This is a genomic window from Comamonas fluminis (assembly GCF_019186805.1).
GTDB lineage: Bacteria > Pseudomonadota > Gammaproteobacteria > Burkholderiales > Burkholderiaceae_C > Comamonas > Comamonas fluminis.
Genome location: NZ_CP066783.1, coordinates 1,686,084 through 1,707,082, shown reverse-complemented (window position 1 = coordinate 1,707,082; position 20,999 = coordinate 1,686,084). Strand labels below are relative to the sequence as shown.

Sequence of the window (20,999 nt, the reverse complement as noted above, 5' to 3'; positions counted from 1 at the left end):
GTGACTGCAGGAGCAAGCCACCATGAAGCAGAAGAAAGTCATCATCACTTGTGCAGTAACGGGCGCCATCCACACCCCCTCGATGTCGCCCTACCTGCCCAGGACACCCGATGAAATTGCGCAAGCCGCTATCGATGCGTCAAAGGCTGGTGCTGCTGTGGTTCACCTGCATGCACGTGATCCGCAGAATGGCAAGCCATCGCAGGATCCTGAACTCTTTCGCCAGTTTCTGCCGCGCATTGCAAGCGAGTGTGATGCCATCATCAACATCACCTCTGGTGGCTCACCCATCATGACGGTGGAAGAGCGCTTGCAGCCGGCCCTGGTGTTTGAGCCTGAGATCGTTTCACTCAATATGGGGACGATGAACTTCGGGCTGTATGAGATGTTGAATCGCTTCAAGGACTTCAAATACGACTGGGAAGAGCCGTACCTGAAGAACAGCGATGCCAACATCTTCCGCAACACCTTCCGCGATATCGAACACATTCTGCGCACCTGTGGAGAGACCGGTACGCGGTTTGAAATCGAGTGCTACGACGTGGGGCACCTCTACACCGCAGCACATTTTCGTGATCGAGGCTTGCTGACCGGACCACTGTTTATCCAGACCGTATTCGGCATTCGTGGAGGCATTGGCGTGCACTACGAAGACGTGCTGATGATGAAGCGCACGGCAGACCGATTGTTTGGTGACGACTATGTGTGGTCGGTCTTGGGTGCTGGTCGTCATCAAATACCCATTGCAACCATGTCGGCCGCACTGGGCGGCAACGTACGCGTGGGCCTTGAGGACAGCCTGTGGGGCCAGCCAGGTCAGCTGGCAAAAAGCAGCGCAGAACAAGTCACGCGCATACGCTCCATTCTTGAAGCCCTGTCGCTGGAGATTGCAACTCCCGCAGATGTGCGCGAGATACTCCAACTGAAAGATCGCTCACGCATGAAGCTGTAAGCAGTCATCTGTCTGTTGAATAAGGGTTGTATCCATCAAACTGGCGGATACAGCCCTTTGCTTTTTGGAGGAAGGCCAGCATGAATTGCACCGTTGCTTCGGCGGACAAAGATGCCGTTGTGGTTGCTTCTGAGGCGTGCTGCACATCACCCTGAACGACCCATCGTTTGGGTACCCTTGGCTCCATCGCAAAAGTGCGGGTATGCAAGCCTGCTTTCTTTTGACTGCTGCCACCCCTGAGTTACCCCCTTTTGAGGTAAATCTTCAACAATAGAAAAAGGGTTCCTAACTTGATAGCTAGGAACCCTTATCTAGATTGGTCGGAATGGCGGGATTCGAACTCGCGACCCCTTGCACCCCATGCAAGTGCGCTACCAGGCTGCGCTACATTCCGTGTTGATGGGATGAATTATAGGGACAAAAAATGACTGCTTTCGGGAAAACGCTCACTTTTTTCAAAAAAGTGCCTTTTCCCCGAACTTTGCCTTCTCGTCCCAGCTCTTGCGAGACACAACTGGACTCTGAACACCCCCACAGGGAAATGCATCCATTCACAACAGTGATGGCTTGCAGGCTCCAGCAGACACCGATGCGAAGCTGGGGCACTTCTTCCAACATGGAATGACTGCCATTCCACCGAATCTCAGGCGCCAGCGCTTGCTCACTACCCAAGGCTTATCAAAGCTAGCCTTGCTGCTCACAAAAAACCAGCCAAGCGATAACCGCACATGCGCGCCCTCCGTGATTCCCCTGCCTTCCTGATGTGAAAAAACCACTGTTACGACTTTGAAAAGGTGATTTCATCGAGCTGTGCTGCATCGAATACCGCTGTGTATGCAAAGCGCCGCTATATTTCCAAACGTAAACAAAACACTCAACACAAGAAAGCTCTCCATGAAGAATTCCTTGATCGCTATCGCTGCTGTGCTGGCATGCGCCAGCGCCGCTCACGCTCAAAGCAATGTGCAACTGACTGGCTTGGTAGATATGTATGCCGGCTCTTTGAAGGCACCCGGCACTGATCGCACCGGTGTCGTTGGCTCTGGCGGCCTGACTACCTCCTGGTGGGGCCTGAAAGGCACTGAAGATCTGGGTGGTGGCCTCAAGGCGGACTTCAATATCACTGCCTTCTTCCGCGCAGACAGCGGTGAGATGAATCGCGGTATTCCCGGCGATACCTTTTTCTCTCGCGATGCAAACGTCGGTCTGAGCGGCAGCTTTGGTCGCGTGGGCCTGGGCCGCGGCATGGCTCCTAACTTCCTGCCTACCATTCTGACCAACCCCTTTGGGGACTCTTTCACAGTCTCCCCACTGGTGCTGCATGCAAACGTGCCTAACTTCTCTGCAGGCTGGACAAATGCACAAGTCACCACTGGTACGGATACCGGCTGGAGCAACCAGATTGTTTACTCCACCCCTGATTTCAGCGGTCTGAAGGCCAATGTTCACTATCAGTTTGGCGAGCAGTCTGCCTCTGGTCAACGCGGCAAAAAGAACGTCGGTGCAAACGTGCTGTACGGTGCAGGCCCACTGAACCTGACTGCCTTCTATGAACGCGTTCAGATCGCTGGCGCTCAAGGCCACACCGTCCAAGATACCAAGAGCGACTGGATGGTCGGCGGCTCTTACAACTTCAACGTTGTGAAACTGTATGGCACTTATGGCCAGGCCAAGGTCAAAGCTCAGACTCTGCCAGTAGATATCAAGAACACCACTTACTCTCTGGGTCTGGACGTGCCCGTGACAGGCACCGCTGGCACCTTCAAGGCTGCAGCAGCTCACACCAAGTCTGAAGTGGGTCTGGATGAAGGCAAACGCACCACTTACACCCTGGGCTACGACCACTTTCTGTCCAAGCGCACCGACGTTTACGGTGCTGTGATGTATGACCGCGTGAAGTGGACAGACACCAAGTCTGGCACCAGCGTGGCTGTGGGTATCCGTCACCGCTTCTAAGCGTGATGATCCAGGCCTCTGGCCTGGATTGCCCCAAAAAAAGCGAGGCCCCGGCCTCGCTTTTTGTTTTCTGCAGTTGCTCAACTCAAGGCTTGGGCGATTCCAGCAACTTCAAACGCCGGTCAATAACCGCCGCTTCTTGCACATTGCCGCCTTGCTGCGCGGCTTTACGTTGCAGTAGCAGCCAGGCCATCAAAGGCCTGCGCCAGCCTTGTGCCGAGGCGGTGTCCACACCCAGTTGCAACAGTTCAGGCGATGCGCTGCCCGCACGCAGTGCGACGCCTGCGGCGACGAGGCGGGATAAGGGGTCTTTGATATTTGCGAGAGCTGGCGTGCCTGATGCGGCAATGGCCGAAGCCACGGCTCGCTGCGGCTCGGGCAGTTGTGGAATATCGGCCATATCCAGCTGGGCTTGCAGATAGCGCGCATAGGCTTGCTCTGCAGGTTGGGCATCTGCTGCCAGCGACTGATAACCAGGGCAGTTGTCCCACTGCAGACTGGCAACCTGGGCTGCGCAGCGCATCAACTCCACCCGGGCGGCCAGATCAGGGCGCCCCGTGCTGGCCACGGCGTCGCGGGCTTTTTGCCATTGCAGGGCTTCCACGCGCTGCTGGCCCTGCAGATACGCGCTTGTGGCTTTTGTGGCCGCAGCCTCGGCGCTCAATGCCCAGTCTGGTGCTGGCGGCTGACTGCCGCAACCAGCTAGCGCTATCACAGCAATAGCAGCCAGCGCTTTACCATTGAGGACCTGAGGCACTTTTTGTTTAAGGTATGAGGTCATGGCAGCTTCAAATCCGGTTTATGGGCGAACGGCCATTTGCGCTGCAAATCATTGAGCACGGATTCCAGGCGCAACAAGTTGCTCTCGACTTCAGCGCGCAAGGCACCGAGATCAGTGGATGCTTCTTTGGTATTGCTGCCCACCACCTGCAGATCAGCCAGTACCGAGTCCACCTTGGCCATGCTCTTGCGCGTATCGGCCAGCAGTCCGTTGAGCTGCTCGACGGTTGCCTTGACCTGGGGCATGACGCCATTGGCATCAAACACTTGGCTATCCGCACGTGCCACCATGCGGTCCATGCGCGCCACCACGGAGCTGGTGCGCTCCAGCAACTGGGTTACTTTCTTGGCCTCTTCGTCGCTGCCCAGTACTACGCCCAGGGCGCCGCCCTGCCCTTGCATGCGTTCCGCCAGTTTGCGCACTTCGGCCAGAGAGCCACCCAGCGCCGAATCGGTCGAAGTCATGGCCGCCACATTGGCCAGCACTTCCTTGGCAGAGTTGATGATCTGCGGCAGCTCTGCCGTAGCGTCCCCGCTCAGCACAGGGCGTACAGAATCAGGGGGCAAAGGGGCATCATCCAGCATGCCTGAATAGGCCTTGATGGTGGTGCCACCCACAATGCCCTTGACCAGCGTGAACACACTAGACTGACGCAGCCAGTGGGCATCTTTCTCTGGCACATCAACCAGAATACGCACAGAACCATCTTTGGCCAGCTCAATCTTGCTGACACGACCAATGGCAAAGCCAGAGAACGTCATGTCCATGCCCACAGTCACGCCCTCGGAGTCATCCGCCGTCAGCACCAGTTGTTGCGTGGGCTCGAATACGCCCCGCGCATACAGCAGATAGCCAGCAGCACCCACAATCAGCAGCAGCGTCAGCGCCAGCAGCGCCGCCGCCTTGGCGCGCAGATGGGCTACGGGCTTGAGGTCCAGCAGCTCATCGTCAATCAACTGCTCCTCGGCCATTCGGGTTTCTCTGCTGCGCGATACGGCGCTGCTCATTGCGGATTTATCGGATTCAGTCACCGCTACATCCTTATCAGTAATAGTTGCCCATGAGCGAGATCACCTCGATCAGCAGCAACACAGCAAACATGCGGGCAAAACCACCAAGCTCGGCCCCGCCCTGGCGGTGGCGCGCAACAGGTGTGTACAGCGCCGAGGCCAGCGGCATAATGGCCACGGCCAGGCTGAAGAACCAGGTTTTGAGCAAAAACACCAGCGTCAGTGACGGCGTAAAAATGCGCCCGAACACCCGGGTGTAGCCACCAAACCCCGCCAGACTGAAACCATAAACGGTGATGTACACCGTCACCAGTGCCACGATCACGCTCAGCGCTGCCAGCGTGATGGCGGCAAAAACGCCAGCAGCCGCACGCGGGACCAGTGCGGCGCGAATCGGGTCTATGCCCTGGCGCCGCCAGGCATCGAGCTGCCCACTCGTTCGCATCTGCACCACCTGCACGCCCGCCGGAATGGTGCAGCGCATGGCCACGAACAGCGCTGCCGTCAGTGGAATCAGCTCAATCACCATCACCCGCACTACCAGGTCCAGCGCATAGCGCGACAGGCCATAGCTTTGCGCCGTCACCATCACAATACGCGCAATCACCGCGCACAGCAGCGCCGCCAGCGCCGTAAAGCCGGTGAGGATGGGCGCGGTTTGCGCATAAATCTGCTGCGCCAGCATGCCGCGGGCTCCGCGCCGGTAGCTGGAAGGGGTGACCACCAGCACCAGCACTACCGCCGTCAGGTAAATGCTGCGCCACCAGGCCATGGCCTGGGCAAGCAGCCCGGCCCACAGTCGCCCGGGCAGCTTGAGGGTGGTTTCGCTCCAGCTCATGCAGGAATGATAGCGTTCGCCGCAAATGGCATGGGCGCAAAGCGCAGATGCGGCGTGTCAGACATGGCGCTTCGTGGCAGCGCCACCCTGCAAAGTCTCGGGCAAGGGCTCATCGGCCTGGGCATGCAGGGCTTCGATGATGTGGCAATAGCTGTCCGTGCCATCACACTGGCCGCGCAGGTGTTCCAGCTCATGCTCCAGCGCCTGCAGCTCTGCCAGGCGCTCACGCACATGGCCCAGATGCGTGTCCAGCGTGTCACGGGCTGCCACACAATCGGCCTTGCGTGCGCCGTCCAGCGCCAGCAAGGTGCGCACCTCATCCAGCGACATATCCATGGCGCGGCACAGGCGGATAAAGCGCAGGCGGTGCACATCGCCATCGGTGTAGAGGCGGTACTGGTTGTCCTCGCGCACGCCTGCAGAAAGCAATTGCTCTTTTTCGTAGTAACGAATATTGGCGGCGGCGATGCCCGAGCGCCTGGCCGCCTCACCAATGCGCCAGCGCGGAAGATCAGGGGAATTGAGGGCCATGCTTGACCTTGAAGTGACTTTATTGTTTTCAATACTGCCATGAAGCAAGAAAGCCTGTCCAACCCAGCCCACACCCATGACAGCCACGAGCATGCGCATCATGGTGAGCACAGCCATGACCATGACCATGACCATGACCATGACCATGGGCACGATCATGCGCGCGCTGCAACTTCTACTAAATCAGTAGCAGAAACCGCCGATTCCGCCTGCGGCACTGGCTGCTGCGCGCCGTTTTCCATCAGCCAGCCCACCAAGAGCCATGACCACACCCATGGCGACGATCATGACGAGCACGATGGCCATGACCACGGGCACGACCACGGCGTGCTGCCCGGCTGGCCGCGCATTTACGCGGCGCTGGCAGCGGCTTTGGCGGCCGAGGCCTGCCACTGGTTTGGCGGCGATGGCTCGAATGTGGTGCTGCAATACCTGGGCATGGCGCTGGCGGTGCTGGGTATTGCGCTCTCGGGACTGGGGGTTTACAAGGCCGGCATCAAGGATTTGTTTCGCTTCAAGCTGGGCATTCATGCGCTGATGGCGGTGGCCGTCACCGGCGCTTTCATCATCGGGCAGTGGCCCGAAGCGGCCATGGTCATGGCGCTGTATGCCGCCGCCGAGCGCATTGAAGACCAGGCCATGGACAAGGCCCGCATGGCGATTCGCAATCTGCTGCAACTGGCCCCCGAAACGGCTGATGTGCTGCAGCCCGACGGCAGCACCCAGCGCATGGCGGTGAGCGATGTGCCGCTAGGCTCCGTGCTGCGCATTCCCCCCGGCGCCCGCGTGCCGCTGGATGGTGAGGTGACGGAAGGCGAAAGCTCGGTCAATCAGGCGCCCATCACCGGCGAGAGCGCTCTGGCGCACAAAGGCCCGGGCGATGAGCTCTACGCCGGCTCCATCAACCAGGACGGTGAATTGCACCTGCGCGTTACCGCTCCCGCCAGCGACAGCCTGATTGCCCGCATCGTGCATGCCGTGGAACAGGCCCAGTCGTCCAAGGCCCCTACCCAGCGCTTTGTCGATCGCTTTGCCGAGATTTACACCCCCATCGTGCTGGTGCTGGCGATTGCGCTGGGTGTGCTGGCACCCTGGGTCATGGACTGGACCTGGCACCAGGCGGCTTATCAGGCGCTGGCCCTGCTGGTCATTGCCTGCCCTTGCGCACTGGTGCTCTCTACCCCTGTGACGGTGGTCAGCGCCCTCACCGCTGCGGCCAAGCGCGGCATTCTGATCAAGGGCGGCAGTGCGCTGGAGAGCGCTCGCCAGCTCAAAGCCATTGCGCTGGACAAAACCGGCACGCTGACCACCGGCTCGCCCCAACTGGTGGACTGGCAAAGCTGGAATGGCGCAGCCAGCGATGAAGCCGCTGCCCGCGTCTATGCACTGGCTTCACGCTCGGACCACCCGGTCTCGCGTGCCATTGCACAGGGTCTGCAAGAAAAAGTGGGGCAGAACTTTGCCGAAGCACAGCAACTTCAGGCCCTGCCCGGACGCGGCGTGCAGGCCATGGTCGATGGCGAGCGGTGGACGCTGGCCAATCTTCGCTGGGTGGGCGAGCAAGGCTGGGACAGTGCCGAGCTGAAAGCTACGCTCAGTCTGCAGGAACAGCAAGGCCGCACCGTCACCCTGCTGGCCAATAGCCTGGGGGTGCAAGCCCTGTTTGCTGTGGCAGACCCGCTGCGTCCTCAGGCCAAGGAAGCCGTGCAGCAATTGCAGGCGCTGGGCGTCAAACCCGTGGTGCTCAGCGGTGACAACACCGCCACTGTGCGCACCGTAGCCGCAGAAGCCGGCATTAGCGACGCGCGCGGCAATATGCTGCCCGAGGACAAGCTCAAAACCCTGAGCGAAATGCAGCGCGACATCGGCCCAACGGCCATGACGGGCGACGGCATCAACGACGCGCCAGCGCTGGCTCAGGCCGATATCGGCTTTGCCATGGGTGGCATGCATGCCACCGGCATTGCCATGGAAACGGCGGACGTGGTGCTGATGAACGATGACCTGCGCCGCATCCCCGAGGTGGTCGACCTCTCGCAGCGCGCCCACAGCGTGCTGTGGCAGAACATTGGTCTGGCACTGGGCATCAAGGTCGCGTTCTTCATCCTGGCACTCACAGGCCACGCCAGCATGTGGCTGGCCGTGCTGGCCGATATGGGCGTGAGCCTGCTGGTGGTGGCCAATGGCCTGCGCCTGCGGCACTGGGGGCGATAAGTTTAAGCAGCAAGCTCCGCCAGAGGCTCGCTGCATATGCGGTTGCGCCCCTGCTGCTTGGCCTGATAGAGCAGCGCATCCGCGCGTTGCAGCGATGAGGCCAGAGCCGCAGGTTCCTGCACAGGCACCAGCCCCATGCTGACCGTGATGCGAAAGCTCGATGGCAGATCGGCAAAACGCAGCTTTTGCAGGCGCTGGCGAATGCGCTCGCCCACGGCCTGGGCACCCGCAGGCGTGAGTCCATAAAGCAGCAGCACAAACTCTTCGCCACCAAAGCGCGCGACCAAGTCGCCCTTGCGCACCGAGTCTTTCAGGATGCGCGCCAGCGCCTGCAACGCAGCGTCGCCCACGCCATGACCCCAGCGGTCATTGACCTGCTTGAAATAGTCCACATCACAGACCAGCAGGCAACCCAGCGGCTGCTGCGTCTGGCGCGGCCCATGCTCCAGCGCTTCCCAGAAAGCGCGGCGGTTGAGCAACTCGGTCAGCGGGTCTTGGTTGCGCTCATCCTGCAGGCGGTTGACCATGGACTGCACGGCCATGGCCACATACAGCATGACAAACAGCAGCGCAAAAACCAGCAAACTCAGCTGCAGCACAATCCAGAAAGCAGAGCCGCCAATCTTCCATTCGTCCATGCTGCGGGTCGATGGCGTGGTCAGCACAGTGCGCACAAAAAAGCTCAGCACAAACAGGCCAAATATCCCGAGCACGGCCCGCTCAAGCTTGCCGGGGTAGCTGCTCCAGCTATGCAACAAACGCCAGCAGCACAGCCCCAGTTGCGCACCCAGCCCGAAATTGAGCACATAGATGCGCACATACAGCTGATAGTTCACATAGGCGTAATACACCAGCAACGCCAGCGCCATCCCACCGGCAAGCAAGCCGCCCAACCAGTCCACCCGCACACCAAAACGCGCACACATGGCCTCGGCCAGGCACCAGACAGACAGGTGATAGCACAGCGCCGACACCACGGCGCTGTGTGCATAGTCGCGCGGAATATGCGCGATCTGTCCACTCAGACCCAAACTGAACAGCGCCAGGCAGCCAGCCATCCAGGCCCAGTCATGCTGCCTTGGCCTCTGGGACATGCGCGGCTGCCAGAACCAGCAGGCCGCAAAGCCCAGCGCCAGCAGCAAGGTCACCATCGGCAAACTCAAGGCGAAATATTGGCCAGTCGTCACAGGCCTGCTCCTTTCGGTCAAAGTTTGAAATGGCATCGATGCTGCCTGCTAGGCAGCAGAATAATCAAAAATGTAGGAATTTGATTACAAATATTCACATTTCAGAGACAAGCCCAGCAAGCCATTCCAGAGACCTTGCCGCAGGAATTTTTGCCGCCTGCGCTTATCATTCCCTCCATGCGCCGCTTTCTTTCCCTGTTCATGATGCTGTTGCTGGCCCTGCGTGGCCTGGCAGGCGATGTCATGGCCATGGAAAGCCCTGCCGCTCATTCGCCAGCGCATATGGTCGCAGCAGTCACGCAGCAGATGGCGGATATGGATCACTCCATGGCGCATGGCTCACATATGGGCATAAATATGGACATGAGCCATGACGAGCATGCTGCGATGACCATGCACCATGGTCCCGGTCATGGCTCTGCCAGTGTGCAATGCGGCGCTGCAGATGCCAGCGACTGCGGCTCGCATGGCGGCCACTGCACCACCTGCGGCCTGTGCCATACGGCTTTGGGTCAGCCTCAGTGGGCTCTGTTCAATACTCCCATCCCTGCAACGATTCAGCCCCGTCACGGTGCGGATCGCTTTGCCAGCATTGCGCCCCTGGCGCTGATCAAGCCACCGATTTCTGCCGTCTGACACCCTAGGTGCGTCCGCAATTTTGATAGCAACCAGCGTGTTTGCTATCTGGGCTTGAGGCTTAAAACACTCAAAATCCTTGCGGTCGTGAATCTGGTCTCGACTTCAGGAATTTCTTATGCGCACAGCGCATTCCCTTGTTTTTTTGGCTCTGGCCACCGCCATGCTGGGCGCGGCTTTGCCGGCCTCTGCAGCAGATGCGGTGCAGCCCTCTGCGGCCCGCCCCGCAGTCTTTGACCCCAATGCACCCACCGCAGCACTGCACCATCAGCCGCTGCCCGCCAGTGGCAGCATTGTCGATCAGAGCGGCGACTGGAAAGCGGCCAATGCCGCAGTAGCACGGTTTCCACGTGGCCATGCCGATGTGGTGCAGTGGGAAAAAGCCCAGGCTGCAAGCAAACACCCGCCAGCCAATACACCTGCCGAGGCCCAGCATCACCACGGAGATGGAGGCCAGCGATGAGCCGCTTTTTCACCCTATCTGCGCCGCTGCTGCTCGCTCTCGCCCTCGCAGGCTGCGCCAGCATTTCGCCCGATGGTCTGCGCGGCAATGTGGCCCAGCACACCCAAGGCCGCTTGCCCACTGGCGCACAACTGCCCTCGCCTGATGCACAGGCCCAGCAAGACGCGCAGCAGCAGATCAGCGACTGGCTCAAGCAACTGGTCGATGCCGATACCGCCGTGCGCATTGCTCTGCTGAACAACCCCGGCCTGCAGGCACAACTGGCGCAGTTGGGCATTGCCGACGCACAGCGTGTGCAGACCCTGACCCTGCCCAATCCCAGCTTTACCTTTGGCCGCTTTCGCAACGGCCACGAGCGCGAGATTGAGCGCCAGCTGAGTTTTGGCTTGGTGCAACTCATTACCCTGCCCTGGCGTAGCCGCTGGCAAGGCTGGCAGATGGAGCAGGCCACGCTGACTACCGCCCAGCAAGTGCTGCTGCTTGCCGCCGACACGCGCCGCGCGTGGCTGCGCGCCGTGGCAGCCGAGCAAGCCCTGGCCGCCAACGAACGCATGCATGAGGCCGCAGCCCTGGGCGGCGAGCTGGCACGCCGCATGGCTCAGGTCGGTAACTTTAGCAAGATGGACCAAGCCAAGGAACTGGCCCAGCAGCAGCAGGCTGCCGCGCAACTGGCGCGAGCAAGATTGAACGCCCAGCTGGAGCGCGAGCAACTGGCCCGCCGCATGGGGTTGTGGGGCCAGCAACTGAGCTTCAAGCTGCCCGATCAATTGCCCGCCTTACCCAAAGCCGCCGAACTGCGCAACGGCGACGACGCGGAAGCCACGGCGCTGCGCCAGCGGCTGGACCTGGGCGCGCTGCGCCGCGATCTGGACGTGACCGCAGGCCGCCAGGGCTGGGCCACGGTGGGCAGCATCTTTGGCGATATCGGCGCGACTTACAGCAACAACACCACGACCGACAGAAGCACTGGCCACAGTGACAAAACCCAGGGCTGGGAGTTTGATGTGCCGCTGCCGCTGTTTGACTGGGGCTTTGCCGCCAGCGCCACCGCCAAAAACCAGGTGCTGCGCAGCGCATCGCTGCTGCGCGACAACGCCATACGCGCGCGCAGCGAGGCCCGCAGCAACTGGCTGGCCTATCGCACGGCTTACGACCTGGCCCAGCAGCAGCAGGCCGAGGTGCTGCCTCTTGCCAAGCTCATGCAGGAAGAAACCGTGTACCGCTACAACGGTATGTTCATGAGCGTCTGGCAGTTGCTGGCCCAGGCCCGCAGCACCACGCAGGCCGTGGTCACGGCGACCGAGGCGCAGCGCGACTTCTGGCTGGCCGAGACCGATCTGCAACTGGCCCTTACCGGTACATCACCGGACACATCTCCATCCATTGCAACCACCGCAGCCCCTGCTGCACAAGCCGAGGCAGGTCACTGATATGCAACGCCGATCCTTTTTCACCGGCGCGGCTGCCGCAGTCGCCGCCACTTCCGTCAGCAAGGTTGCCATGGCGGCTCTGCCCGAGCCCGTGATGCAAAGCAGCGCAGACACGACTGCGCCTTTGACACCGCCGAATGGCCGCCCCTACAACCCAGTCGTCACGCTCAACGGCTGGACCACGCCCTGGCGCATGAATGCGGGCGTCAAGGAGTTCCACCTCGTGGCCGAGCCCGTGGTGCGGGAGGTGGCGCCCGGATTTTTCGTCAATATGTGGGGCTACAACGGCCAGTCGCCGGGCCCCACGATCGAAGTGGTGGAAGGCGACAAGGTGCGCATCTTTGTCACCAACCGCCTGCCGGAGAACACCACCATCCACTGGCATGGCCAGCGCCTGCCCAATGGCATGGACGGTGTGGGCGGCCTGAACCAGCCGCATATCCCGCCCGGCAAAACCTATGTCTATGAATTTGTAGCGCGCCGCCCCGGCACGTTCATGTACCACCCGCATTCGGACGAAATGGTGCAGATGGCCATGGGCATGATGGGCTTGTGGATCACCCACCCGAACGTGCAAGGTCGGGGCGCCCACCCGCTGATCGACAGCGTGCAACGCGACTACGCTTTTTTGCTCAGCGCCTATGCGGTGGAGCCCGGCGCCATGACGCCGCGCATCAACGAGATGACGGATTTCAATATCTGGACCTTCAACAGCCGCGCCTTCCCGGCCATCAGCCCACTGGTGGCCAAACAGGGCGACCGGGTGCGCATCCGCGTGGGCAATCTGACCATGACCAACCACCCCATCCACATCCATGGTCATGAGTTTGAGGTGACCGGCACCGACGGCGGCCCCGTGCCCAAGACAGCACGCTGGCCCGAGGTGACCACCGACGTGGCCGTGGGCCAGATGCGGCAGATTGAGTTCACCGCCGACGAGCTGGGCGACTGGGCTTTTCACTGCCACAAAAGCCACCACACCATGGGCGCCATGGGGCATGGCGTGCCTACCATGATTGGCGTAGACCACAAAGGTCTGGTGGGCAAGATCCAGAAGATCGTGCCCGACTACATGCTGATGGGCGAGCGCGGCATGGGCGATATGGGCGCCATGCAGATGCCGCTGCCCGACAACACCTTCCCCATGATGACGGGCAAGGGCCCGTTCGGGAACATCGAAATGGGCGGCATGTTCACCACCCTCAAGGTGCGCAAAAACCTGGGCGCGAATGACTACCGTGATCCCGGCTGGTACACCCAGCCCAAGGGCAGCGTGGCCTATGAATGGCAAGGTGCACCGCTAGATGCCCAGGCCCCGCGCCAGACCGCGCCCGGCAACGCGCCCGGTGCTGCCAACGTGCACAAGCCCGACGCCAGCAAAGACCACTCTCATCATTGAAGAAGGCACCATCATGAAGACTATGCAATTCATAGCTGCCTGCGCTTTATTGATAGGCGCCAACAGCACTTTCGCTCATGGAAACAGCAGCCATGGCGCGGCTGCGGGCCCTGTCGTCAAAGAGCAAAAAGACTGGGGCATTGCAGGCGATGCACAGCCCGCCCTGCGCACAGTCACCATCGAGATGACAGACGATATGCGCTTTAGCCCTGACCATTTCAGCGTGCGCCGGGGCGAAACCCTGCGCCTGCACGTCATCAACAAAGGTCAGGTCATGCACGAAGTGGTGCTTGGCACCCAGGCCTCACTCAATGAGCACGCACAGATGATGCTCAAGTTTCCGGGCATGGAACATGACGAGCCTTACATGGCCCATGTTGCACCCGGCAAAAGTGAAAACCTGATCTGGAACTTCAACCGCCCTGGCAGCTTTGACTTTGCCTGCCTCATTCCCGGCCACTTTCAGGCAGGCATGACAGGCCGCTTTACCGTCACCGAATAACTCTGAAAAAAGGAATACCCCATGCAAACCACCAACCGCCGCCGCGCCTTGCATCTGCTGGCCGCAGCAGTCGGCATGGCTGCACTGCCCGCATTGGCAGCCCAGCCCAGCAAGACCCCCATGGAAGTCTGGAAAGACCCGAACTGCGGCTGCTGCAAAGACTGGATTGTGCTGATGGAAAAGGCTGGCTTTGCTGTGACCGTGCATGACGTCGGCAACAACGCCGTGCGAGCCAAGCTGGGCCTGCCGCCAAACCTTGGCAGTTGCCACACCGCACTGGTAGGCGGCTATGTGGTTGAAGGCCATGTACCCGCTGCCGATGTGCGCAAGCTGCTCAAAGAAAAACCCAAGGCTCTGGGCATCACCGTGCCAGGTATGCCTATTGGCAGCCCCGGCATGGACGGCCCCGAATACGGCGGCCGTAAAGACCCATTTGATGTGCTGCTAGTCACCAAGAGCTTGATGCGCAGCGATGTCAGCACCAGCGTTTTCACCAGCTATCGCGGCTGATCCCCTATCCGGAGTACACAATGAAAAGAGCCATTCACACCACATTCACTGCACTGTGCCTGAGCGCAGCACTGGCCGCACCAGCCATGGCTCAGGACCACGCCGCACACGCCAGTCACGGTGGCGCTACCTCTTCACCCAAGCCAGCCGATCAAATAGAAGTGCTTACTGCAGGCGAAGTCACCCGTGTGGATGCCTGTACTGGCAAGCTGACGATTCGCCACGAAGAAATCAAAAATCTGGACATGCCCGCCATGACCATGGTGTTTACCTTGGCGGATTCAGCACAGCCAGCCAGCTTCAAGACGGGTGACAAGGTGCTATTCCATGCTGAAGACCAGAACGGCGCACTGATCATTACCCGTATTCAGCCTGAACCCTGATAAAAAATGGCCCAAAAAATGGGCCATTTAAATTTCTTCAGAATCAATCTATTGAATAACGGTCAGATGCCTAACTGCTTCTTCAATGAACTTCTGAGCGATGCAAGCTTCTCGGCATCTGATGGATTGCTTCGCGCAGAATCCAGAGCTCTACGCACAAAGATGTAAATCAAACAGAAAAAGAAACCAGCAATAGCGGCACCTAATGCTATCAGCAGTTTCTTTGGAGATGATTTTTTCTCTGGAGGCTCTGCATAATCGACCACCTGAATCATAGGGCCTTCACGCCCCTCATCAACGCGAGCCAACTCATACTGTCGGGAAAAAATATCAAACAATGTCTCTTGATATTTATACTCTCGGTATTTCGCAATGTACTCCGAGGATTTCGTTCCATTTCCACGCTCATCTTGAGTCTGGAATTGATCCAACTTCTTTTTGAGCTCAGCCAACTCATTCAAAGCCTGCTTGAACTCAGGAGCCCTCTCAGTCAAATAGCTCCGCATGGATGCAATCTTGACCTCCTGTGCAGTCACCTGTGCTTTCAATCGTGCAGGCCCTTCAATTGCGGTTCCTGGATTCATATTCAAAGCATCAAGACTGACCCCACTGGCAGCCAAGGCCACTTGTGCCTGGGTCAACTTCTCTTTTGTCTCTGAAAGCTGTTTTTCAAAAAATGCACGACGACTCTGCGCTTCAGTCACAGAAAATTTCCCAACGAGTACTCCTAATTCCTTCACATACTCATTGGCAATATCTGCCGCCATTTTCTGATTTTTATCAGTAACCTCAATTTTAATAATATTATCCTTACCCGAAGAAATATTGCTATTTTTCAGCAAAATCTTTCGATAATCTTCATTAAAGTCAGCTTCATAATGCGACTTCAATTTCATTTTATCAATTACCGCATCTTGCACAACACGTGTTTTCAAAAATGCGATGTACTGATCGGAAGGATTTTTTATACCTGCTGCTGCACCTGCCAGCCCGCCCAGCGCACCAAGGCTTTGCAACATACCTGCTGCAGCGCTTGCCTGCTGCTGCGGTGGTAAAAACAGTGTACTAGCTGTATATTTGGGAGGTATCAAATAGGCAACACCCAATCCAATCAAGCCAAGAACAACAGGTACAGCAATGAGAGTTCTGATATTTTTCACCAAAACTTCAATGATATCAAAAAGGCTAATTTCCTCATCTTCTACAGAAGATTCATTTTTAACCTTGCCTTGAATTTCAATTTTATCCATAAATTTCTTTTTATATTTTTACAGATTCTTGATAGCTTTGATCGCAGCAACACCCAATCCAAACTGGGAGAGTATTTGTGATACATCCTTGAGCTGACGCATAACAAAATTACGCGTATTTTCTCGATCAAGCTTCTCAGGAACCACAATAGTGTCACCGGGCATCAACTCCAAATTGTTGAGACTCGCAAAAACCCCCATAGAAGCCCGATTTACAATGCTTCCATCTGCCCGCAGAACAAATATTTCATCCGTCTCTGCTTCTTCACGCAAGCCAGCAATTTTTATAATTTCCTTAACGGTACGCCCAGGCTTGTAAATAAATACATTTTCATTATTAATGGCACCAATCGCACTCACGAAGCCGGGAACTGCTGGCACATAAATACGGTCACCATCCTCCAAAGGAAGCTCTGGCAAATTGGCCATGGTCAGTGTTGCAGGCTTCAACTCCAGCGTGATACGGCCGTTGCTCTTCAGTTGTCGCAAAGCTTCAATCCGCTTCTGAGCCAGTTGCTGCTGCTGCTGCATCAGCATTGATTGTGATGCAGCATCTGAAGCACTTCGATTGGCCATCAAGAACAATATCTGACTTTGCTGCTGAGCCTCCAATCGGCGAATCAGCATATCCAGATTTTCCTGCTGCTGCTTGCGAACAGATGATCGATCCATCTCCATGCCATACAGATAGGCTTGCCCTGTAATTCCTCCAACACGCTGAATCAATTGTGTCAGTGTTTCACCAGCATTAATTTCATACAATCCAGGTGCAGCCACTTCACCTTCAAGGCGAACAAGGCGGGTCTGTTTTCCTGCTGGGATCTTCAAATCTTTCTGACTCAAAACAGTAATCACATCACCAGCCAGCAACTCCACATTATCAGAGCTATTTCTCTCACTGATAGCCTCTCTCAGATTAAATGGAATAATTTGAGTTTTGAGATTTTTCTTATCCAGCCTCTCAATAACCGCGTAGTCCCAGTTGATCTGATCCACCATATTTCGAACTCGAGAATCGAGAATGCTTCCAGCATCCTTCGATTTATCGTCCTCCAGGTTTTGAACCAAAGAATTTTTTTTCTTATAGTATTCAGAAGTAATCAAGGCTGATTCATTAGGAATCAGATCCCTGACACGCATTCCGCTAAACCACTTATAGCGCAGGGGCATGGCAACATTGCCCTGCAAAGTCACTGCATTGCCAAACTCGGAGCTCGCTGGCAGTAACGTAATCAAATCCCCATCCATCATGGGCTGTTGTAAATCCCTGTCCTGAAGCGATAAATTAATAACCTCCCGCGCAGGAGTCTTCTTAGTATTAATTCTCTCCAGAGTTACTTTCTGGAGATTGGCAAGGCTAGGGACGCCTCCTGCAATCGCCACAACATCACCGAATGTATTATTTTTTCCAAGCTTCAGTTCATAAATACCCTCCTGATCCAAAGCACCCATCAATGCAACTCTAGGACCTGCTGGAGGAATGACAATCACATCTCCTGCCTGCAAGGAAATATCATGCGCCTTGTCACCTTTCGAAATAAAATCATATGCATCGAAAGTAGCAACCACGCTTCCCTTGCGCTTCAACTGAATATTTCGCATGGAACCCTGCGCATTAGGCCCGCCACTGGCAAAAATTGCATTTGCCAGAGTTCCAAGACTGGAAAGCGTATAAGATCCTGGCTGCCTAGCTTGCCCAACCACATAAACCTGAATACCTTTCAATCGTCCCACATTGGTATTCAGCTCAAAATTGGTATAGGTTTGCGCAATTTGGGATCGAATAGCTGCGGAGACTCCTGACGCTTTAACACCGGCAAGGTTAACAACCCCCACTCTTGGAATATTGACTTGACCATTTCGGTCAACCGTCAATACCCCATCATAATTAACACCACCCCAAACTTGAACATTTACTTCATCACCAGGGCCCAGAACATAGTCACCTGGTGTTGGGGCGGCTGCATCAACCTGATAGGCTTGTGGCCTTGCAAAAAGAGACTGCCCATAAATTGGCAAGTTCTTTCCTGTTGACTGTTTAATATACATTTGAAATTGACTGGGGGACTCATGGAAATCCATCTTGGCACCACGATCATCCACACCCAATTTTTCCACCTTGGAAATGGTGGAATTCCTATTTTTCTCTTTACCGGCAGCATCCAGCAAAATCCCACCTGAGGCAGCTGGCCGACCCTCACTCACTGAAGGAGTAGTTCTGGAAGTCGATGTTTTCGAAACTTCCTCACCGCCAATTTTCTCCTGGGGACTGATCTCCTGAAAAAAATTTGTCTGAGCACTTGCCAGATTAACGCTTGGCAGAATAAAGACTGTAGCAAAAATTGCAGAAATGTAGTTCTTGCGAATTCGAAACACTTGATTCTCTCTCATATTTTTTGCAACTTAAATCTTGACCATTAAATACCCAACCAAATTTCAATAATCATTATTATTCTTATTCAACTGAAATTTAATTTTTACAATGCCCTATGACATCAACATGGTAGCGGCGTGGACTTTACCTCACAAACATGTGGAATGATGCTTTTCCGCCCTCTTGACGGGTAAAGATTTGAACTTTCATCATCCGTTGACCATCTTGTGACAGCAAATTTTTCAATGAATGAGCGCAAGCAGGCCCTCACTGCAGCACCTTTAGGGCAAATTTGTTATTTTTACAACAGCGTACTCCACACAGTCTGGCTGCCGTACATCCGCATCTCCACCGCATCCACGCGCCAGTGCTGCACTTTGCCCTTTTTGCTGCACACCACGGTAAAGCGCAACTCCTGCAAGTCTTTAAGCAACTGCAGCCACTGCGCGTCACTGGCATCCGCTTGCAGTGGGCGATGGGCCAGGGCCGCCACAACCACCTTGTTCGCGCCATCGGGCTGCACATGCAGCAGTTGCAGATCCTCGTGAATGCTGACCAGATCTGGCAAACGTGCGGGGTGCGCACGCCGGGCCCTGGGGTGCAGAAAGGCATGCCGAATCATGGCGCCGCCCACCATCTGGCGCTGGTACTCGGCAATGTAGGGCGGCAAATCGTCGCCCAACAGCGCCTCTACCGCCTCGCGCGCCTCACGCTCCCAATGGCTTTGCGTCCATGCCCAACTGCGCACCGCAGCCGTGGGTGACGCCAGCGCCGGAGCGAGGCTTTCCGCCATGGTCTGGTGAAAGGCCTCGTCAAAAAAGCCTTTGTCCGAGCCATCGGCCACCGCTTTTTCGTTGTACTGCGCTGGCAGTGCAGGAAAGTCCTCAGGCCAATGCAGTTGCACCCATGCCTCATCAGGCCAGGGCTGTATTCCATCAAGCGGGCTGGCTGCCGCAGATCGCGCAGGCGCCTTGGCCGCGTCAAGCGCTGTACGCGCCAGCAGGTCAGGAGGCACCTGACGCTGGCTGCTCACCAGCAGGTCATGGGCCGTCATGCCACGCGCATCACGGCGCTGCAAGTCCACGCCCGCAGTCCAAAACCAGCGCACTGCATCCCATTTGCCAAAATCCACCGCAATCAGATAGGGCGTGCGGCCTTGCGCATCCTGCGTTTTATCCAGGTCGGCACCCGCATCTTTGAGCATTTGCAAGGCCTGCTCCTGGCCATTGCTGGCGGCCCAGCCCGCAGGGGTCCAGCCCATCACGTTGCAGATCGCATCCAGCGGACTGCCGCTGTCGATCAGCCATTGACCTGCGTCGAAATGGCTGCAATGCAAGGCAACGGTCAGCGCCGTAAAGCCTGTGCCCTTTTGCACAAAGCCAATATCGTCGCCTGCGGTCAGGCGCTTTTCCAGGGCCGCAATATCTCCACTTTCCGCAGCCTTGATCAGTTTCATTGTCATGAACAACAGTCCTTTGTGTGGCGACTGAGAGTCACTTTAGCGCGGCCTTCAAAGCGCCCGGACCGTTGTTGCACCTTGCGCTGGCCCAGTCTGTATCCGTTCGTTAATACATCCACTTTTCAATCAGATCTTTGCCCAAGCGCTGGCTCAGCATGACTTCAGCGACTTCGTCACCATCGCCCCGCCCGCCTGCAATGGCGTGGGCTCGGCACAGCGCCATCATGACCAGCGCGTCCAGGTAGTTCCCCGCATCCTCAAACACACGCGTCAGCAAAGGGCTGCTGTCATGGTCCAGATACCAGACAGAGCCATCGCGCCGGTCAAAGCACCAGAGGTTGCCATTGCCCAGGTAGTCGCCAAAGGCCACCAGTTGCTGCAGCTCTGCCTGCAACTGAGACGAATGCTCCGGCCCCTGCATTTCCACAATGTCGGCCACTCCCGGGAACACCACAGAGACCGGTCCGATGGCGTCCATATCTTCGTCAGGCGCCTTCAGATCAAAGCGCGGGCTCAGCAAACGCTCGGCCCAGTCCAGTACGCCCAGTTGCAGCAGATAGTCGCGCAGCGCCTCCGGCAGCTTGCCGCCCAGCCGCCACTCGCACAGTCGCAGTTCGGCAGGGCTGAAAGGCGTGGGCTGCACAGTTTCCTCATCCAGCCAGGCATGGGCTTGCAGGCCCAGATACCAATAGCCCAGGCGCTGCTCTTCGGTTGCAGAAGCTGGCGGCCAGAATGGCTCGGGCACATCTGCGTCCGCCCAAACCTGTTGCTGTTTGGCAAAACGCTGGCTGCGCCCAAACTCGGCCTGCAGAAATTCAGACCAGCCTACCGAATCCTGCGGCGAGGGCCAGCTCATCTGCGCCAGCACAGCCACAGGCAACCACGGCGTATAGCCCATGCGGGGTGCCTCACCGCCCGCGCGCAGCACAAAACGCAGGGTGGGCTGCGCCAGCACTTCAGCGGGAGGCACAAGCCCCGGCGCATTGAGCTGGGCCGCTGCTGCAGCGGGCAAATCTACCCAGTCGCTCACGGCCAGATCCGGCAATGCCTGCACCAGAGCCGGCAAGTCTTTGAAGATTTTCATACGTTCATTCCCTGCATTTCGCGCATCAGGCTTAGACTGC

At 57.4% G+C, this 20,999-nt stretch carries 19 protein-coding genes and 1 tRNA gene; 10 read left to right on the top strand and 10 right to left on the bottom strand.

The annotated features are described in order from the left end of the window. Positions 1 to 22: 22 nt before the first annotated feature. On the top strand, positions 23 to 952 hold the full coding sequence (kce, locus tag JDW18_RS08165; RefSeq protein WP_218243151.1) for a 3,5-dioxohexanoate:acetyl-CoA acetone transferase: 930 nt from the start codon (positions 23 to 25) through the stop codon (positions 950 to 952). A 317-nt stretch (positions 953 to 1,269) separates the two neighbouring features. Here the strand turns inward: kce and JDW18_RS08160 are convergent. Further along, positions 1,270 to 1,346 (bottom strand) — tRNA-Pro (locus JDW18_RS08160). Positions 1,347 to 1,846: 500 nt separating this feature from the next. On the opposite strand from JDW18_RS08160, the gene JDW18_RS08155 reads away from it, so the two are divergent. Continuing rightward, positions 1,847 to 2,908: a porin gene (locus tag JDW18_RS08155; RefSeq protein WP_218243150.1), complete on the top strand. Its 1,062-nt coding sequence runs from the start codon at positions 1,847 to 1,849 to the stop codon at positions 2,906 to 2,908. An 85-nt stretch (positions 2,909 to 2,993) separates the two neighbouring features. On the opposite strand, the gene JDW18_RS08150 is transcribed toward JDW18_RS08155, so the two are convergent. The 4 genes from JDW18_RS08150 to JDW18_RS08135 all read right to left on the bottom strand — a co-directional run bounded on the left by JDW18_RS08150 (position 2,994) and on the right by JDW18_RS08135 (position 6,068). Then, entirely contained in the window at positions 2,994 to 3,689 is a 696-nt protein-coding gene (locus JDW18_RS08150) for a hypothetical protein (RefSeq protein WP_218243149.1), read from the bottom strand. After that, the gene (locus JDW18_RS08145) at positions 3,686 to 4,660 is read right to left on the bottom strand and encodes an MlaD family protein (protein WP_218243813.1); all 975 of its coding nucleotides are present in this window, start codon (positions 4,658 to 4,660) and stop codon (positions 3,686 to 3,688) included. The genes JDW18_RS08150 and JDW18_RS08145 overlap by 4 nt, the downstream gene beginning before the upstream one ends. A gap of 73 nt (positions 4,661 to 4,733) precedes the next feature. Continuing rightward, positions 4,734 to 5,537 carry an MlaE family ABC transporter permease gene (locus tag JDW18_RS08140; protein WP_218243148.1) on the bottom strand — a complete coding sequence of 268 codons (804 nt, stop codon included), beginning with the start codon at positions 5,535 to 5,537 and terminating at the stop codon, positions 4,734 to 4,736. Positions 5,538 to 5,594: 57 nt separating this feature from the next. Further along, a complete protein-coding gene (locus tag JDW18_RS08135) occupies positions 5,595 to 6,068 on the bottom strand; it encodes a MerR family DNA-binding protein (protein WP_218243147.1) in 474 nt (157 codons plus the stop codon). A gap of 39 nt (positions 6,069 to 6,107) precedes the next feature. Between JDW18_RS08135 and JDW18_RS08130 the strand changes: the two genes are divergently transcribed. Next, a complete protein-coding gene (locus JDW18_RS08130; protein WP_246610345.1) occupies positions 6,108 to 8,282 on the top strand; it encodes a heavy metal translocating P-type ATPase in 2,175 nt (724 codons plus the stop codon). A gap of 2 nt (positions 8,283 to 8,284) precedes the next feature. Here JDW18_RS08130 and JDW18_RS08125 read toward each other — a convergent pair whose 3' ends face one another. Then, positions 8,285 to 9,469 carry a GGDEF domain-containing protein gene (locus JDW18_RS08125; protein WP_218243146.1) on the bottom strand — a complete coding sequence of 395 codons (1,185 nt, stop codon included), beginning with the start codon at positions 9,467 to 9,469 and terminating at the stop codon, positions 8,285 to 8,287. A 177-nt stretch (positions 9,470 to 9,646) separates the two neighbouring features. Here JDW18_RS08125 and JDW18_RS08120 point away from each other — a divergent pair, with 177 nt between their 5' ends. The 7 genes from JDW18_RS08120 to JDW18_RS08090 all read left to right on the top strand — a co-directional run bounded on the left by JDW18_RS08120 (position 9,647) and on the right by JDW18_RS08090 (position 14,792). After that, positions 9,647 to 10,105 (top strand): hypothetical protein, encoded by a 459-nt coding sequence (locus JDW18_RS08120; RefSeq protein ID WP_218243145.1) that lies wholly within the window; start codon positions 9,647 to 9,649, stop codon positions 10,103 to 10,105. 118 nt (positions 10,106 to 10,223) lie between these two features. Beyond that, positions 10,224 to 10,568 carry a hypothetical protein gene (locus tag JDW18_RS08115; RefSeq protein WP_218243144.1) on the top strand — a complete coding sequence of 115 codons (345 nt, stop codon included), beginning with the start codon at positions 10,224 to 10,226 and terminating at the stop codon, positions 10,566 to 10,568. Continuing rightward, positions 10,565 to 11,998: a TolC family protein gene (locus JDW18_RS08110; protein WP_218243143.1), complete on the top strand. Its 1,434-nt coding sequence runs from the start codon at positions 10,565 to 10,567 to the stop codon at positions 11,996 to 11,998. The genes JDW18_RS08115 and JDW18_RS08110 overlap by 4 nt, the downstream gene beginning before the upstream one ends. A gap of 1 nt (position 11,999) precedes the next feature. Beyond that, on the top strand, positions 12,000 to 13,397 hold the full coding sequence (locus JDW18_RS08105) for a multicopper oxidase family protein (RefSeq protein WP_218243142.1): 1,398 nt from the start codon (positions 12,000 to 12,002) through the stop codon (positions 13,395 to 13,397). A gap of 13 nt (positions 13,398 to 13,410) precedes the next feature. After that, positions 13,411 to 13,899, top strand: coding sequence for a cupredoxin domain-containing protein (locus JDW18_RS08100; RefSeq protein WP_218243141.1), 489 nt, complete (start codon positions 13,411 to 13,413; stop codon positions 13,897 to 13,899). 21 nt (positions 13,900 to 13,920) lie between these two features. Next, a complete protein-coding gene (locus JDW18_RS08095) occupies positions 13,921 to 14,409 on the top strand; it encodes a DUF411 domain-containing protein (protein WP_218243140.1) in 489 nt (162 codons plus the stop codon). 20 nt (positions 14,410 to 14,429) lie between these two features. Next, positions 14,430 to 14,792: a copper-binding protein gene (locus JDW18_RS08090; protein WP_218243139.1), complete on the top strand. Its 363-nt coding sequence runs from the start codon at positions 14,430 to 14,432 to the stop codon at positions 14,790 to 14,792. Positions 14,793 to 14,854: 62 nt separating this feature from the next. Here the strand turns inward: JDW18_RS08090 and JDW18_RS08085 are convergent, their stop codons facing one another. The 4 genes from JDW18_RS08085 to JDW18_RS08070 all read right to left on the bottom strand — a co-directional run bounded on the left by JDW18_RS08085 (position 14,855) and on the right by JDW18_RS08070 (position 20,959). Beyond that, positions 14,855 to 16,042 (bottom strand): GumC family protein, encoded by a 1,188-nt coding sequence (locus tag JDW18_RS08085; protein ID WP_218243138.1) that lies wholly within the window; start codon positions 16,040 to 16,042, stop codon positions 14,855 to 14,857. Positions 16,043 to 16,060: 18 nt separating this feature from the next. Further along, positions 16,061 to 18,433 carry a polysaccharide biosynthesis/export family protein gene (locus JDW18_RS08080; RefSeq protein ID WP_246610343.1) on the bottom strand — a complete coding sequence of 791 codons (2,373 nt, stop codon included), beginning with the start codon at positions 18,431 to 18,433 and terminating at the stop codon, positions 16,061 to 16,063. Positions 18,434 to 18,717: 284 nt separating this feature from the next. Beyond that, positions 18,718 to 19,878 carry an ankyrin repeat domain-containing protein gene (locus tag JDW18_RS08075; RefSeq protein ID WP_218243137.1) on the bottom strand — a complete coding sequence of 387 codons (1,161 nt, stop codon included), beginning with the start codon at positions 19,876 to 19,878 and terminating at the stop codon, positions 18,718 to 18,720. A 103-nt stretch (positions 19,879 to 19,981) separates the two neighbouring features. Further along, on the bottom strand, positions 19,982 to 20,959 hold the full coding sequence (locus JDW18_RS08070; RefSeq protein ID WP_218243136.1) for an SMI1/KNR4 family protein: 978 nt from the start codon (positions 20,957 to 20,959) through the stop codon (positions 19,982 to 19,984). Between the last annotated feature and the right edge of the window lie 40 nt (positions 20,960 to 20,999).

Excerpts from the sequence above, each read along its gene's own strand:
- JDW18_RS08110 (WP_218243143.1), top strand. The coding sequence starts at position 10,565 with ATGAGCCGCTTTTTCACCCTATCTGCGCCGCTGCTGCTCGCTCTCGCC.
- JDW18_RS08085 (WP_218243138.1), bottom strand. The coding sequence starts at position 16,042 with ATGGATAAAATTGAAATTCAAGGCAAGGTTAAAAATGAATCTTCTGTA.
- kce (WP_218243151.1), top strand. The coding sequence starts at position 23 with ATGAAGCAGAAGAAAGTCATCATCACTTGTGCAGTAACGGGCGCCATC.
- JDW18_RS08155 (WP_218243150.1), top strand. The coding sequence starts at position 1,847 with ATGAAGAATTCCTTGATCGCTATCGCTGCTGTGCTGGCATGCGCCAGC.
- JDW18_RS08130 (WP_246610345.1), top strand. The coding sequence starts at position 6,108 with ATGAAGCAAGAAAGCCTGTCCAACCCAGCCCACACCCATGACAGCCAC.
- JDW18_RS08080 (WP_246610343.1), bottom strand. The coding sequence starts at position 18,433 with ATGAGAGAGAATCAAGTGTTTCGAATTCGCAAGAACTACATTTCTGCA.
- JDW18_RS08135 (WP_218243147.1), bottom strand. The coding sequence starts at position 6,068 with ATGGCCCTCAATTCCCCTGATCTTCCGCGCTGGCGCATTGGTGAGGCG.
- JDW18_RS08140 (WP_218243148.1), bottom strand. The coding sequence starts at position 5,537 with ATGAGCTGGAGCGAAACCACCCTCAAGCTGCCCGGGCGACTGTGGGCC.
- JDW18_RS08120 (WP_218243145.1), top strand. The coding sequence starts at position 9,647 with ATGCGCCGCTTTCTTTCCCTGTTCATGATGCTGTTGCTGGCCCTGCGT.
- JDW18_RS08105 (WP_218243142.1), top strand. The coding sequence starts at position 12,000 with ATGCAACGCCGATCCTTTTTCACCGGCGCGGCTGCCGCAGTCGCCGCC.
- JDW18_RS08075 (WP_218243137.1), bottom strand. The coding sequence starts at position 19,878 with ATGACAATGAAACTGATCAAGGCTGCGGAAAGTGGAGATATTGCGGCC.
- JDW18_RS08115 (WP_218243144.1), top strand. The coding sequence starts at position 10,224 with ATGCGCACAGCGCATTCCCTTGTTTTTTTGGCTCTGGCCACCGCCATG.
- JDW18_RS08095 (WP_218243140.1), top strand. The coding sequence starts at position 13,921 with ATGCAAACCACCAACCGCCGCCGCGCCTTGCATCTGCTGGCCGCAGCA.
- JDW18_RS08150 (WP_218243149.1), bottom strand. The coding sequence starts at position 3,689 with ATGACCTCATACCTTAAACAAAAAGTGCCTCAGGTCCTCAATGGTAAA.
- JDW18_RS08100 (WP_218243141.1), top strand. The coding sequence starts at position 13,411 with ATGAAGACTATGCAATTCATAGCTGCCTGCGCTTTATTGATAGGCGCC.
- JDW18_RS08070 (WP_218243136.1), bottom strand. The coding sequence starts at position 20,959 with ATGAAAATCTTCAAAGACTTGCCGGCTCTGGTGCAGGCATTGCCGGAT.
- JDW18_RS08090 (WP_218243139.1), top strand. The coding sequence starts at position 14,430 with ATGAAAAGAGCCATTCACACCACATTCACTGCACTGTGCCTGAGCGCA.
- JDW18_RS08145 (WP_218243813.1), bottom strand. The coding sequence starts at position 4,660 with ATGGCCGAGGAGCAGTTGATTGACGATGAGCTGCTGGACCTCAAGCCC.